Below are 13,569 nucleotides of genomic sequence, written 5' to 3' on the forward strand. Positions count from 1 at the left end.
TCACCTCTGATGGATTTTATAAACGTAGTCTTCTAGCACAGCGGTAAGATTTACACAACTGTTTTCACTTACAGCCACGGTGTCCTCAAGCCTTACACCGAAGCGTCCGGGCAGGTAAATACCCGGTTCCACGGTGAGCACCATCCCCTGAACAAGGACTGTCTCGTCACGGAAGTTAAACGAAGGAGCCTCGTGCACATCTATTCCGACCCCGTGCCCCAGACCGTGGTTGAAGAACACGCCGTAACCCTTTTTCTCGATGAAGTCCCGCGCCGCCTTGTCCACATCCGAGCAGACCGCGCCCGGGCGTATGACGGCTTTCGCCGCGTCCATGGCACCCCTGACTATATCCGCTATCTCAAGGACAAACGGATCGCTGCCGTCATAGACCACCCTTGTTATATCGCTGCAATAATGAAACTTGCATCCGTAATCCACAGTGACGGGATCACCTGCGCTTATCACACGCATATCGGCGTTTCCGTGCGGCAGAGCGCTTCTTTCTCCGGAGGCTATGATCGTCTCGAAGCTTCTGTCCTTGGCGCCTCTTTTGCGCATGTTATACTCAAGGACAGCCGCCCATTCCGTTTCGGTCATGCCGTAGCGCCACTGCCCGAGACTTTCCTTAAACGCTTCACCCGCAACCCTGAAAGAGTGACTGATTAGCTCGATCTCCTCCTTGTCCTTGACACTGCGCATGAGGCTCACAAGGTCTTTGGAATCGATCAGGAGTTCTTCTGCGCTGTCTTCCATCATGCAGTACAGGTTGAGCGGACACTTTGGACTCACGGTTAGCTGTCCCGCCTGCTTCGCAAGTTCGCACAGAGAGGTTCCGTAGGTTTTGACTATGACCGTTTTTATGTCACGGCTGATTTCTGTTTTTATCTGCTCGGCATATCTGCCGTCAGTGAAGAAAACTGTTTTTTCAGAGGATGCAAACAGATAGGCAGTGCTCCCCGTGAAGCCGGAGAGGTAAAAAATATCAGCAGGATCGGTAAGCAGAAGGTTGTTCACGCCAGACTGCTTCATCAGCCCGAGAAGGCGCTCTATGCGTTTCATTTGGGCTCCGACATGAAAAACTCAAGGGCAAGCGCATAGGACATCCAGCCGAACCCTGCGATAACTCCTCTTGCTATGTCGCTGAGATATGATTTATGCCTGAAATCCTCTCTGGCGTATACATTGGAGAGGTGCACCTCAACAAACGGAACTTTCACCGCAAGGAGTGCGTCCCTTATGGCTATGCTTGTATGGGTATAGGCTCCGGCGTTTATTATTATGCCGTCAAACCCGGAGGACAGCTGAATCCGGTCAGTTATGGCGCCCTCATGGTTGGACTGGAAAAACTCCAGTTCCGCCCGTCCGTCGGCTCTTTCAATGAGCTTGGTGTTTATATCCGTCAGAGTGAGGGTTCCGTAGTGGGCGCTCTCTCTTCTGCCCAGCATGTTAAGATTCGGTCCGTTAATTATGAGCAGCTTCATTTTTCCTCCTTCGAGGTTTGCTTTCTTTTCCTCGCTTTATTCAGTACACAGGCAAGAGTGTTTTCCAGTGTTTCCACCTGCGCCTCAATGAGCATTCTCTTTGCTTCCGCCAGCTTTTCCTGCGGGGAGAGCTGCTTTGGCTCAGGCTTAACAGGTTCAGGCTCCTGTGCGGGCAAAGATAGGGGTTCGTCCGGCGTAGTCTCCGGCTCGGGCTCCTGCGCGGGTTGGGGAATTTCCTCTGCCACAGTTTCAGGCACGGATTCGGGCTCAGGCTCTTCTTCCGCTTCCTCCGGTTCAGCCTCAATAACGGGCTCTTCAGCATACACAGACTCTTCAGCCTGCACAGGTTCAGCTTCAGCGGCGGGTTCTTCCTCCGGAAATGCTTCCGGTTCGTCATCGGTAAGAAAATACTCCTCTGACTCGCTGTCCTCTATTATATCCCTTTTATTGTCATAAATTATTTCATCGCCGTAAGATGATGAGCCGAATGATGAAAGAGCGTCCCCTATCATAGACATGATCGCATCGTCCTCGGCTTTTGTTATCTCCGCGGCAAAATCGTCAAGCTCTATGGGCGCGTCAATGTCGGCGGTCTTTTTGTCCGCCTGCTTTTCAGCGGTAAAATCAGAGAGAATATCCTCTTCGTCAAGACGCACTACATCGCCCTGAACCTCTTTGCCCCTTATCTCCTCATCCACGCTGGCGAGAAGATTTTCTCTGATTTCCTCTTCAAAATCCTCCTTGCCGAAGTCATCCATATCGAACCCGTCTTCATCCTCGGTATTCCTCTCGGAGATCTCCTGCAAGGTCTTTTCTATTTCATTCTCTTCCAGTTCCTTGTCTTCATAAGTATCATGTGAAAGCTCGTCCTTCACCTCATCTGCAAGCTCTTTCGCCATATGCTCCACAAGCTCGCTGTCCCTGTCGGGGAGATCTATATCATCTGCCGCCTCAAAACCTTTTTCAAGGAGGTTTTCAAGCTCAATTATATCATCGCCGAGTTTTCTGTCCTCCGGCGAAATCTTATAGGACTTGCGGTAATACTCCAGAGCACGGGCGATGTCTTCTTCCGCGCGGTAAATATCGCCCATGAGCTTATTGGCTTTGTAGTTGAAGCGGTTGACCAGTATCACCTGTTTCAGGAGTCCTTTGGCGTCCTCAACCTTTCCTTTGCCCATGTAAGCCTGAGCCATGACGGTTTTTGCCCCCAGAAGCTCCGGAAAATGCTCCAGCCCGTGGGCGCAGTAATAGATAACATCATCATATTTATTGAGTTTCAGGAGCGCAACCGAAAGAGGCATAAAAAGCTTTGAAGCCGGATCATCCTCCAGCTTGCGTGAGAAATACTCTATGTCATTAAGATATTTGGAACGGTTTATCTCGTCCATATCAGCCGAAGAAATCCTTTATAAGCCCGGGTTTTATTCCGCTTATCCATTCGCCCTTGCCGATTTCGGGCGCAAAAACGATTGTCAGCCCTTTTTTATCCGCCTTTTTGTCTGCGGACAGGGCAGAAAAAAATACATCCGTATCTTTTATTTTATATTCCTTTTCAAAACCGTACGCGTCAAGAACTTCTCCCAGACGGTTCACGGACTCCTCTGAGCAGTAGCCCTGCCTGAGTCCGAACAGATTTTCCAGATACATGCCCGCGGCCACGGCGAAACCGTGCTTAACGGCGAAGCCCGAATCCGTTTCAATGGCATGACCGAAGGTATGCCCGAAGTTCAGGAGCTTGCGCACTCCCTGCTCCTTCTCATCCTCCTTAACCACTTCCGCCTTCATGCGGCAGCACTCGGAGATTATCTCAAGAAGCACATCCGCCTTTCTCTCAAGCACGGCATCCCTTTTTTCCAGAAGCATATCGAAGAAAACCGCGCTGAAAAGTGCGCCATATTTTATCACCTCGGCAAGCCCGTTAAGGTATTCCTCGTCATCAAGGGTTCGGAGAAAGTCTGTATCAATATAAACCGCCTGCGGCTGATGGAAGGCGCCTACATTGTTCTTGGAGGAGAGGAAATTGATCCCTGTCTTCCCGCCGACGGATGAGTCAACCATGGAGAGAAGCGTGGTGGGAACCTGAACATAATCTATCCCGCGCATATAAGACGCTGCGGCGAATCCGCCCAGATCCCCTGTTATGCCGCCGCCGACGGCTATCAGCTTTCCGTCTCTCCGGCATCCGTTATCGTGGAGAAACTCAAGCACCTTTATGAATGATTCCATGCTTTTGCTTTTTTCAGAAGTTTCAAGGACGAAGGTCTTCCGTCCCTGAAAAAGTTCCTCATAAAATGCGTAAACCGCGGAGTCCGCCAGAAAGAACCCGTCATCACAGCGGGTGAGCATCTCTTCTATAAAATCCGCAGACAGATGAATGTCGTATGATTCATCAATCCGCTTCTCCAGCTCGACACGAATCCTACGCATTTTCCACAAACCTTATTATCTCTTCCGCCGCGTCCTCGGGGCTGAGTTCAGTGGTTTCCACTATACAGTCGGTATTTATGTAAAAAGGCGCTCTGTCGTAAATAAGCTGCTTTATCTCATCCAAAGGGTTTGCCACCTGAAGAAGAGGTCTGCCCTTATCGTCCTTTATTCTATCGAAAATCTGCTCCGGCGAAGCCATCAGAGTGATGAGGCTGCCCGCAGAGCGCATAAGCTCCATGTTTCCTCTGGTGACTACAATGCCGCCTCCGGTGGACACCACAAGGTTTTTTCTCTCCGTAATCTCTTTCAGGACATCAGTCTCCATACCGCGGAAGGCGTCCTCGTCCATCTCGTCAAATATCTGAGATATTGTCATCCCTGATTTTTCCTCCACCATGGCGTCCGTATCGCAGAACTCCATGCCGAGCTTCTGTGCAACAAGCCTGCCCACGGTGCTTTTCCCCGTTCCCATGAAACCGATTAAGTATATGTTTTTACGCATTTTAACCTCTTCAGCACAACTCCGTTATTGGAACTGTTCATCTTCATTACTTTATATCATTTTACAACTTTTAGCTATATTCGACTTATCTGACGCATTCCTCCGGCAGGTTATCATCCGCCAGAGCCTCGGTGTAGCCCCTTTTGTAGGAGCATTTATCCGTTATCAGCCTGCCGTCCGCAGAGGAGACCTTATAAAACCCCACGCCTTCAGGTACATGAAAATTAACATCATGCTCCGGTTCAAAAAGCTTTTTCTGAACAGCGGCAGCAAGAGGCGCAGCCTTTGTTCCCCCTGTTCCCTTCTCTCCCATGCTTCTGTTTGTATCATAACCGACCCAGACAACGGCGACATACGGCGGAAACACCGCCGCCACCCATGCGTCACGGTATTCATCCGTGGTTCCGGTCTTGGCGGCTGTCCCTTTCATCAGCCCCTTGCCTTTGGCGGTGCCAATTCGGGGCACATCCTGCATAATGTAAAGCGTCTGAAACGCCGCCTTCTCATCCAAAACCCTTGTCTGCTCCGCTCCGGGATTTATCACCCGACCGTCAGGGAACTTCACTTTTTCGATGAGCCCCCTTTCACGGTAGACTCCGTAATCCGCCAGTGTTCCGTAAACCTGCGCAAGATTAGCCGGAGTCACTGCGAATATGCCCAGCGGCATTGCGAGATACGGACGGACATCCGCCTTCATCCCCATGTTCACAGCGTTTTCAGCGACCCTGTTAAGTCCTGTTTTCACCGCAAGCTGAATCGTGGCGTTGTTCAGTGAATAGACAAGCCCTTTGCGCACGGGGATATTACCCATATAAAATTCTTCAAAGTTTCTCGGCGAGTAGCTGCCCCGCCCGAGTTTATATACATGCCTTCGGTCATTAACGAAATCCGTCGGTTTTGCCCCGCTGTCAAAGGCGGATGCGTATACTATAGGCTTGAAGGTTGAGCCTGTCTGCCTGCGGCTGTAGTAAGCCCTCTTTAGGCTTTTGCCTTCCCTCGCTCCCGTCATGGCGACTATGCCGCCTTTCTCCACGTCAAGCAGAACAAAGGCGGACTGCAGTCCGTTCTCCTGAGTTTTCATGTATTCGGCAACAGTACTGCGGAGCATTTCGGTTTTCTCCGCGTCAAAATACGTATGAACCTCGCAGGGTTCCCCCGCTTCCACACCGAGCGCCTTAAGCTCCTCCGCCACAGCTCTGAGATACTCTATCTCCTGCGGTTCCGGATCCTTCGCCATATTCAGGATGAGCCTGTAGTCTCTGGCGTGAAGGTATTCCTCCCGCTCAAGTATCCCCCGCTGATAAAGAAAATGCAGATATATATTCGCCCTTCTTTCCGTAGCGGCGAAATTTTCGATAGGGTCATACAGGCTGTAATCCTTAAGCATGGTGAAGAGAAAGGCTTTTTCCTTCTGGTTTGCCCTGTGAATGCTGCGGTTGAAGAATGTCTGAGAGGCTGCTTTGATTCCGTAAGTGTCGTCACCTATGACTATATTATCGGCATAGGCGGCGTAAAGGGCGGGAAATCCGGCGGATTTCAGCAGCCTGTCCGCAGTGAGGTAGCGCAGAAGCCTCAGCCTCACGCCTGTCACAGGTGTGCCCTCCAGAAGTCTGTCCGCATAGAGATTCACTATGCGGCTTTTCACCGCTTCCGTTTCAATTCCCATGAAATCCATGAAGAAGAGGTCTATCTCCTCCTTCGGAAGCGGGTATCCGTCCACCTCAAGGTCAAGCACACGGAACCAGTCTCTGAAAAGCTCCGTTTCCTCCGGAGTGAAGGGCTCGCTGCGCAGGAAGGTTCTCTGCTCAAGGAGATTTCCGGCGGAGTCATACACAGTGAACGATTTTCCATGCCTGCTCTGATTGGGAAAAGGGAAATCACGCGGAAGATAATGATCAAAAAACATCATCTCTCCCCTGTAAAAGTTAAGGACTCCGTACCAGAGTATGGCAACAAGGACAATCAGCCCGCCGAAAAACCTTAACAGTCTCACAAAAACTCACCTTTAATAAAGCGGCTATTTTTCCGCCAGATATTTTCTCAAAAGCTCCAGAGCACGGAACCTGTGGCTTATTCTGTTTTTTTCCTCCGGCGCGTACTCCGCCAGAGTCCGTCCGTCCGGCATTACAAGAAGAGGGTCATAGCCGAAGCCGTTCCCTCCCCTTTCCGTTCTGCCCAGCACGCCCTCGCATTCGCCCCTGAAAATCTTCTCCGTCACACCGTCCTTGGAAAGCGCAATGGCGCAGACGAATCTTGCCGCACGGTCGGCATCGGCTGTTTTTTCCGTATTTTTAAGCAGAAGAGCGTTGTTCTCCGCGTCCGCGGCACCGACACCGGCATAGCGCGCGGAGTATATGCCCGGCTCACCGCCAAGCGCATCCACGCACAGACCGGAATCATCGGCAATGACATAGCCTTCTATCAGAGCGGAAAGAGCGTCCGCCTTAATCGCCGCGTTTTCCTCGAATGTTGTTCCGGTCTCTTCCACGTCGAAATCATTTTCCGTAAATTCATAGGCTGAGTGCACATCAACATTCAGCCCGCTTAAAATCTCTTTTATTTCCTTAAGCTTGTGGGCATTCTTGGTGGCTACGCAGAGTCTCACAGCTCAATCACCTTCTTCTGCGCCGCAAACAGGGCATTAAGTCCGTGAAATCCGAGATCAAGAAGTTCATTCAGCTTATCCCGCCCGAAGGCAAGCTTCTCCGCAGCACCCTGAATCTCCACTATTTTGCCGTCAGCACCGGCAACAAGGTTCAGGTCAACCTCTGCGCCGGAATCCTCATCATAGTCAAGGTCAAGCATAGGCACGCCGTCTATTATCCCCACGCTCACCGCGGCCACAGCCTGAATAACGGGGTTATCAGCCAGAACGCCCTGCGCCAGCATCTTGTTAACCGCAAGCTGAAGCGCAACAAATCCGCCTGTTATGGAAGCCGTTCTCGTGCCGCCGTCCGCCTGAATAACATCGCAGTCTATTATTATCGTATTTTCGCCGAGCTTAGACATATCAACAGATGCCCTCAGCGCCCTGCCCAGAAGACGGGAAATCTCCTGAGAACGCCCGTCCACCTTGCCCTTCCTCGCCTCACGCTGGTTGCGTGTATGTGTGGAGGCGGGCAGCATGCCGTACTCACCTGTGACCCAGCCTGTGCCTGAACCCTTCAGAAAAGGCGGCACACCCTCACTGAAGGACGCTGTGCATATCACCTTGGTGTCGCCGAACTCTATCAGAACGGAACCCGCCGGATGCTTTATGTAATCTCCGGCTATCCTTATCTCTCTCATACTGTCGTTTGATCTGTTATGTCTGCGCATATGTCTCCTGCTGATTTTGCGGAGCAGTTTAAAATTTTTGAAGGGTTTCAGGGAAATCTTTTTATAAAAAGTTTCTCTGGTTTCTTGAGGAAACCCTTTTTTAATGGGAAAAAAGGGTTTCCTTAAACTCCTTCCCAAAAAACCAAACCTGCTAACACAAAAGAAAATTTTACTCCGTCACCACAAATGCCTTGGGGTATCGGGAGGTCATTTTTGATTTCTGGGCTTCCGCCGCTTCTCTGCTTTCAAATCCGCCGATTTTTACACGGAAGTAGGTTGTGCCTCTCACACTGGCACGTTCCACCTTTCCGTTGCCGAATGTGTTCGCCAGCGCGTCCGCCTGCTCCTTATCGGTGAAAGAGGCTATCTGCACGGCAAAGAGCGCTTTCACTGTTCCTGCGTATGCCATATTGGGCGCATCCGGCGCGAAGTCGTCAGCGCTTTTTTCTCCGGCAGGTGCAAGGAGCCTGATTTTGACTTTTCCTAGCCCTTTGTCTTTTATGCCTATTTCATTAGCCGCCTTTTTTGAAAGGTCGATTATTCTTCCTTCCACATGGGGACCTCTGTCGTTTACTCTTACCGTAACTTTGCGTCCGTCGGAGAGGTTTTCCACCTCAACCATGCTGCCCATGGGCAGGTTTTTGTGGGCTGCGGTCATGGCGTACATGTTGTATGTTTCACCGTTAGAGGTATCCCGTCCGTGGTCGGGACCGCCGTACCAGCTTGCGATGCCTTCCTGCTCGAAGGTTTCCACATATTTCAGCCTGTGGTAGGTCTCACCGCGAACAACATACGGCTTATCATAAACTGCGCCTGTCATTTTCGTATCAGGGGGTATCCGGTGATCCTTCTCAACAGACTCATCGGCAGAAGGAGTTCCGGGCTCTTCCGCGGGTGCCGCGAACACTGTGTCGGGAAACCTCAGTGCCGGGGGCTCCTCAACCGGTTCGGGCGTTTTCTTTTGCGCCTCTGGCAGAACCGGAGAATCCACAAACGGCTTTATGTCGTCATCAGGCATATTAAGCGAAGCCGAAGGCGGCTCCGGCTGCACTGTTGCGCAGGATACGCATGTGAGAATAAGGAAAACACCAAGACTCTTTCTAAGCCCCATACTAAATCCCCCGAGATACAAATTTCCGGATTTTATACTACCCTGCACGAACTCATTTTGTACAGGGAAGTTTGCACATTAATAATTATGACTGTTTAAGGAAAAGGAAGTTTAGAGAAGAAACGGAAAAGGGCAGCCGGTTTTGCTGCCCTCAGAACGGTGTTCACTCTTTCGCGTGTTTCAGCAGCGTATCGATGAAATGCTTCATAAGCTTCTTGTTAGTGCGTTTTTTGCTGTAAACCACATAGATCTCTTTTTCAACGACAAGATCCGTGATGGGTATGGCTTTTATTCCGCCGCCGCACTCATCCTCGGAGAGCGCCATCTGGCTCATGAAGGCTATACCGAGCTGACGTTTGACAGCGTGCTTGATGGAGTATGTGGAGCTGAGCATGGCGACAGCGTCAAGGGATTCAAAATCGTACCCCTTCTGCTTGAAGGCGTGCTCCACTGCGGCTCTGGTGCCGGAGCCCATCTCTCTTATTATGAAGCTCTCCTGAAGTATCTCCTCAAGGAAGACGCTGGCACGGTCAAAGAATTTATGGTTTTTGTGGACTACGAGAACAATCTTGTCTCTCAGGAGCACCTTGTACTCAAGATCTTTTTTGGGGATCTTCCTCGCCACGATAGCAAGGTCGAGTATGCCGTCGGACAGCCTCTGAACAACGTTCTGAGTGCCGTTTATGTCAAGAGTGAAGAAGGTTTTGGGATACTCCTCCTTAAATTTCCTGATGACTTCGGGAAGTATGAACTCCGCGGGGACGGTACTGTAGCCGATATGCAGATGCCCGCTGATTTCGTTGAGAAATTCTTTTATCGCTTCCTGAGAGCGCTCACGCAGATCGAGAATATCCACGGCATAGGGATAGAAAACCTGTCCTGCCTCGGTGAGGATAACCTCTTTGGAGAGCCTGTCAAAAAGCTTTACTCCAAGCTGTTCTTCAAGGGTGCTTATGTGCGTTGAGATTGTCGGCTGGCTGAGAAGAAGCTTTTCAGCCGCACGGGAAAAGGATTTGTATTTCGCTACATAGACGAATGCTTCTATCTGTTTAAAATCCATGGGGAACTCCTTGAAGCGGTAGTGCTGATAAGTATATTATCAGCACTATATAGATAAAATCAATAGTTCTTTTGAGTTTTATGTCATTTTAACAACAAATTCTTTACATTCAGCGTCCGTTAACCACAAAAGCCCGCATAAAAGGCACGGCGTTGAAAATTTCGGTAAAACGTGAGCTATCAACATTGCCGATAACAAACATCTGTACCAGATTTGATCTGAACGCTTTATCGTCAAGAATCATGAAATCCGTAAAACCTGATTCCCACCTACTCTCTACAAGATGCACGCCCTGAGAGTACGGAAATTTCCGCGAATTGAACACCTTTCCGTTGACTGTGACAGTGTGGCTCTTCAGGGGAAGAGCGTCGTTCACTAGCCCTGTGGTGAGGTTTATCCTGTCCTCACCGCAGATTATCACATCCCCTTCCTTCTGGGTGCAGCGCATATTGACCACGGCGAAGGGGGTATATTTGCCGGTTTCAAAATCCCATGTCCCCAGCTGGCTTATGGCGCCGATTTTATAGAGCATGTCCTTTGTGAAAAGCACGACATGCTTATCATCCTCAACAGGCAGGCTGTTGTTTGCCGCAGCGGCAGAAATATCCTGCGGGGTTTTGCCCTCGGAAAGCATCCTGTCTATGCCTGTTTTGCCTTCGGCAGCGAGAAAGGCAAGGGTGTTGTAGAGCTCTTCCTGATTATCGGAGGAAAGGGATTTCGCGATATAATACGTCTTGGGTGTTCTCTGCGTCATGCCGTCGTGGAAAGTGGTGAACCCCGCATACTCGTAAGCAAGCCCGTAATCCCACCATGAATAGATTACGGCGTCTGACGGAGCAGCCTTTTTAAGCTCTTTTATCTGTTTATAGATGCCCACCTCTATGGATGGTGAGGGATTGAAATCGAAGGATGATTTGTAGGTGAGGAGCATAAACGCCGCTGTGACACATACAAGCGCGGCGGTTTTTATCTGCTCCCTTACCCTGATCCTGTCCTCAACGGCTTTGCCCAGCAGAAATATCGCATAGCCTATGCCTATGCCCGCAAAAGGAGCCAGAAACATTCCGAATCTGTTTGAGCTTTTGAAAACCAAAAGACCTAAGACAAAAACAGGAGCCAGAGGAAGCATCTTCCTGAAATTGAATATTCCGCATATCACAAAAAAGGCAAGTCCGGCTATTGAAAGAAGCTTAACCGGAGTGAGAGTCACAAGAACCCTGCCGATCTCCGTTCTTTTCGCCTCGGTTATTGTGGCGTACACATCGGGAAAGCCGGCTACAATGCTCCCCGTAGGGGTTATATAAACCTTAATGAAGTCAAAAATATGGTGAATGCCGGAATATATGTGCAGAGGGTTGGCAAAGAGAACAAACAGCAGAACGGCAACGGCGGCATTCCTGATATTCACCCTTGAAACCAGCAGTGAAAGCACGAATACGCCCAGATACGCCAGTGTTATCCCCGGATGCTCATACCACCAGTGGAACAGCCACATCGAAAGCCCCGCAAGGGCGGAGTGAACAAAAAGCCTTCCGGAGCTCTTGCCTTCGACGGCAAGGAGAATGAACAGAGATGAAAGGAAAGGGAAAAACAGATTCATCGAATCCGTATCCACTCTGCCTATAGATGAGCGCACCAGATACGTAATACCCAGAGAACCGGCGATTCCGCCCGCAATCCCCGCCGGTATTATTCCAGTGAAATAAAAGTACATGCCCAGCGGAATTATGAAGAGAGACGCCAGAAACGGAAGAAGATAAACCGCCGTGCGGTAAGTATTTCCGTCTGAAAAAACGGAAAGCTTCGCGATAAGCCAGCTAAGCATGGGGATTTTCTCATGCTTGGGCTTAACGTCAGGATAAAACATCAAACGATCGTCATCCGACGGGTAGTAGCTTCCCTTCTTGTATTCATCCGCGTACCGCAGCCACTTGTACGAATCAAGGGTGGTCATCTGCGGCATTTTATCCACAAAGTAATATTCCCTGTGCTCACGCCATCTCTCAAGCTGGATATAGCGCAGCCCCGCCGAAACAACAAACACAAGGGCAAGAGCTATGGCAGTTATTCCCAGCCCTTTTGCCGCGCCGCCCTTAAAAAAATCAATATCAATTTTCATTTCTGCAATAATACCTTTCTATAAATTCAAGGAGAAGCCTTATCCCGAAGCCGGAGGCATGCTTTCCGAAGACCGGATGCTCCTCCTCAAGATAAGCGGGTCCCGCAATGTCGAGATGTATCCACGGCCAGTTGTCCACAAACTCCCGCAGGAAAAGCGCCGCGATAGTCGAGCCAGCTTCCGTTCTCTGTCTGGCTATGTTTCTTAAGTCCGCTATGTCGCTCTTTATCCTCTTTTCATAGGTTTTAAGCAGCGGAAGCTCCCATATGTCCTCACCCACATCGCCGGAGAGGTCGCTTATGTTTTTGGCGAGAAACTTCCTGTTGCTGAAAAGTCCGGCGCAGTGGCTTCCCAGAGCCACAACACACGCTCCGGTGAGAGTGGCTACATCCACAATTACTTCAGGATCGGTCTGCGTGGCGGTATAAAGCGCGTCCGCCAGAATAAGCCTGCCTTCGGCGTCTGTGTTGAGAACCTCAACTGTTTTGCCGGATGCAGAAGTGATCACGTCTCCGGGTCTGTAGGCGCCGCCGCCTATCATATTTTCCACAAGGGGTATATATGTTCTGATGTTTACGGGGAGTTTCAGTTCACGGACAAGTTTGGTAACCGCGAAAACTGTCGCCGCTCCCGCCATATCGCACTTCATGGTCTCCATGCTGCCCGTTGGCTTGAGGTTGCTTCCGCCGGAATCGAAGGTTACGCCTTTTCCCACAAGGGCTATGTGCTTTATGTTTCCGGGGTCGCCCTTATAGTCGATCATCACGAATCTGGGCTTGTTCACGCTGCCCATGCCCACAACGTCTATGAGGTTAAGCCCCTCTTCCTTAATTTTAACTTCATCGTAAACAGTGACGGCGAAGTCGTCCCCCGCCTCCTTCCGGACGGTTTCGGCGAAGATCGCGGGTGTCATGTCCATGGGAGGGGTGTTGATAAGATCCCTCGCAAGATAGACGTTCTGGAAGATAGTCGCCCATCTCTCGGCGCCAGCGTCTATGAACTTCTTCAGCTTGGTGAAGGTTGTGATTACCTCCACCTCTTCAAAATCGAAGCTCTCCTTCTTGCTTTTGTATCTTTCAAACGAGTAAAGCCCGAAAAACAGTCCCTCAAGGAAGCTTTTGGTGTAGCTCCCCTCTTTCTTCTCTGCGTATATATCCTCAAAGGAAACGAGAGAAAATGAGAAAAGCTTGTCTTTTCTGATAATTTTTGAAAACTGCGCACCCAGCTCAAGGTAATATCTGTAGTCTTCCGGATCTTTCGGGACATTCACCAGAAAAATCCTTTTCAGCTTCTTTTTCACGTCTATGTAGAAGCTTTTTATCTCCTTATCCTCGAAGTTGAAGTAGTCGGAATTGACTATATTCGCGATCTCATCGTCTATCCTTTTGCCGGTGAGCAGCTTAAGCGAACCCATATTCTTATAAACGGGAATAATTACCGCCTCTTTCCTAGAGTTGAAAGCAGTCTTTTTCCTGCATGATATTTTCATTTAACAAACCTCGTTATAGCGCAAAGGAGGGAACATAAGCCCGCAAAACGCATTTAAGCGGA

12 protein-coding genes are annotated in these 13,569 nt (G+C 50.0%); all 12 read right to left on the reverse strand.

Going from position 1 to position 13,569, the window contains the following annotated elements:
• The 12 genes from EP073_RS12925 to EP073_RS12980 all read right to left on the reverse strand — a co-directional run bounded on the left by EP073_RS12925 (nt 1) and on the right by EP073_RS12980 (nt 13,507).
• Entirely contained in the window at nt 1-1,059 is a 1,059-nt protein-coding gene (locus EP073_RS12925) for a M24 family metallopeptidase (protein WP_128467581.1), read from the reverse strand.
• Nucleotides 1,056-1,481, reverse strand: coding sequence for a type II 3-dehydroquinate dehydratase (aroQ, locus tag EP073_RS12930; protein WP_128467582.1), 426 nt, complete (start codon nt 1,479-1,481; stop codon nt 1,056-1,058). Before aroQ ends, EP073_RS12925 begins: the two co-directional genes overlap by 4 nt.
• Nucleotides 1,478-2,869 carry a tetratricopeptide repeat protein gene (locus EP073_RS12935; protein WP_128467583.1) on the reverse strand — a complete coding sequence of 464 codons (1,392 nt, stop codon included), beginning with the start codon at nt 2,867-2,869 and terminating at the stop codon, nt 1,478-1,480. The genes aroQ and EP073_RS12935 overlap by 4 nt, the downstream gene beginning before the upstream one ends.
• A 1-nt stretch (nt 2,870) precedes the next feature.
• The gene (gene aroB / locus EP073_RS12940; protein WP_128467584.1) at nt 2,871-3,908 is read right to left on the reverse strand and encodes a 3-dehydroquinate synthase; all 1,038 of its coding nucleotides are present in this window, start codon (nt 3,906-3,908) and stop codon (nt 2,871-2,873) included.
• Complete coding sequence (locus EP073_RS12945) at nt 3,901-4,410, reverse strand: shikimate kinase (RefSeq protein WP_128467585.1); 510 nt, start codon at nt 4,408-4,410, stop codon at nt 3,901-3,903. Before EP073_RS12945 ends, aroB begins: the two co-directional genes overlap by 8 nt.
• Nucleotides 4,411-4,495: 85 nt before the next feature.
• Nucleotides 4,496-6,403: a transglycosylase domain-containing protein gene (locus EP073_RS12950; protein WP_128467586.1), complete on the reverse strand. Its 1,908-nt coding sequence runs from the start codon at nt 6,401-6,403 to the stop codon at nt 4,496-4,498.
• A 24-nt stretch (nt 6,404-6,427) separates the two neighbouring features.
• Nucleotides 6,428-7,015 (reverse strand): RdgB/HAM1 family non-canonical purine NTP pyrophosphatase, encoded by a 588-nt coding sequence (rdgB, locus tag EP073_RS12955; RefSeq protein ID WP_128467587.1) that lies wholly within the window; start codon nt 7,013-7,015, stop codon nt 6,428-6,430.
• The gene (gene rph / locus EP073_RS12960; RefSeq protein WP_128467588.1) at nt 7,012-7,728 is read right to left on the reverse strand and encodes a ribonuclease PH; all 717 of its coding nucleotides are present in this window, start codon (nt 7,726-7,728) and stop codon (nt 7,012-7,014) included. The genes rdgB and rph overlap by 4 nt, the downstream gene beginning before the upstream one ends.
• A gap of 169 nt (nt 7,729-7,897) precedes the next feature.
• Complete coding sequence (locus EP073_RS12965) at nt 7,898-8,839, reverse strand: septal ring lytic transglycosylase RlpA family protein (RefSeq protein ID WP_128467589.1); 942 nt, start codon at nt 8,837-8,839, stop codon at nt 7,898-7,900.
• A gap of 163 nt (nt 8,840-9,002) precedes the next feature.
• Nucleotides 9,003-9,899, reverse strand: coding sequence for a selenium metabolism-associated LysR family transcriptional regulator (locus tag EP073_RS12970; RefSeq protein WP_128467590.1), 897 nt, complete (start codon nt 9,897-9,899; stop codon nt 9,003-9,005).
• 109 nt (nt 9,900-10,008) lie between these two features.
• Nucleotides 10,009-12,018, reverse strand: coding sequence for an STT3 domain-containing protein (locus EP073_RS12975; RefSeq protein WP_128467591.1), 2,010 nt, complete (start codon nt 12,016-12,018; stop codon nt 10,009-10,011).
• Nucleotides 12,008-13,507, reverse strand: a complete 1,500-nt coding sequence (locus EP073_RS12980) for a leucyl aminopeptidase (RefSeq protein ID WP_128467592.1) — start codon at nt 13,505-13,507, stop codon at nt 12,008-12,010. Before EP073_RS12980 ends, EP073_RS12975 begins: the two co-directional genes overlap by 11 nt.
• Nucleotides 13,508-13,569: the final 62 nt, after the last annotated feature.

The sequence above is a fragment of the Geovibrio thiophilus genome (assembly GCF_004087915.1).
Lineage (GTDB): Bacteria > Chrysiogenota > Deferribacteres > Deferribacterales > Geovibrionaceae > Geovibrio > Geovibrio thiophilus.

Excerpts from the sequence above, each read along its gene's own strand:
- EP073_RS12945 (WP_128467585.1), bottom strand. The coding sequence starts at position 4,410 with ATGCGTAAAAACATATACTTAATCGGTTTCATGGGAACGGGGAAAAGC.
- EP073_RS12980 (WP_128467592.1), bottom strand. The coding sequence starts at position 13,507 with ATGAAAATATCATGCAGGAAAAAGACTGCTTTCAACTCTAGGAAAGAG.
- EP073_RS12970 (WP_128467590.1), bottom strand. The coding sequence starts at position 9,899 with ATGGATTTTAAACAGATAGAAGCATTCGTCTATGTAGCGAAATACAAA.
- EP073_RS12935 (WP_128467583.1), bottom strand. The coding sequence starts at position 2,869 with ATGGACGAGATAAACCGTTCCAAATATCTTAATGACATAGAGTATTTC.
- aroQ (WP_128467582.1), bottom strand. The coding sequence starts at position 1,481 with ATGAAGCTGCTCATAATTAACGGACCGAATCTTAACATGCTGGGCAGA.
- aroB (WP_128467584.1), bottom strand. The coding sequence starts at position 3,908 with ATGCGTAGGATTCGTGTCGAGCTGGAGAAGCGGATTGATGAATCATAC.
- EP073_RS12965 (WP_128467589.1), bottom strand. The coding sequence starts at position 8,839 with ATGGGGCTTAGAAAGAGTCTTGGTGTTTTCCTTATTCTCACATGCGTA.
- EP073_RS12975 (WP_128467591.1), bottom strand. The coding sequence starts at position 12,018 with ATGAAAATTGATATTGATTTTTTTAAGGGCGGCGCGGCAAAAGGGCTG.
- EP073_RS12925 (WP_128467581.1), bottom strand. The coding sequence starts at position 1,059 with ATGAAACGCATAGAGCGCCTTCTCGGGCTGATGAAGCAGTCTGGCGTG.
- rph (WP_128467588.1), bottom strand. The coding sequence starts at position 7,728 with ATGCGCAGACATAACAGATCAAACGACAGTATGAGAGAGATAAGGATA.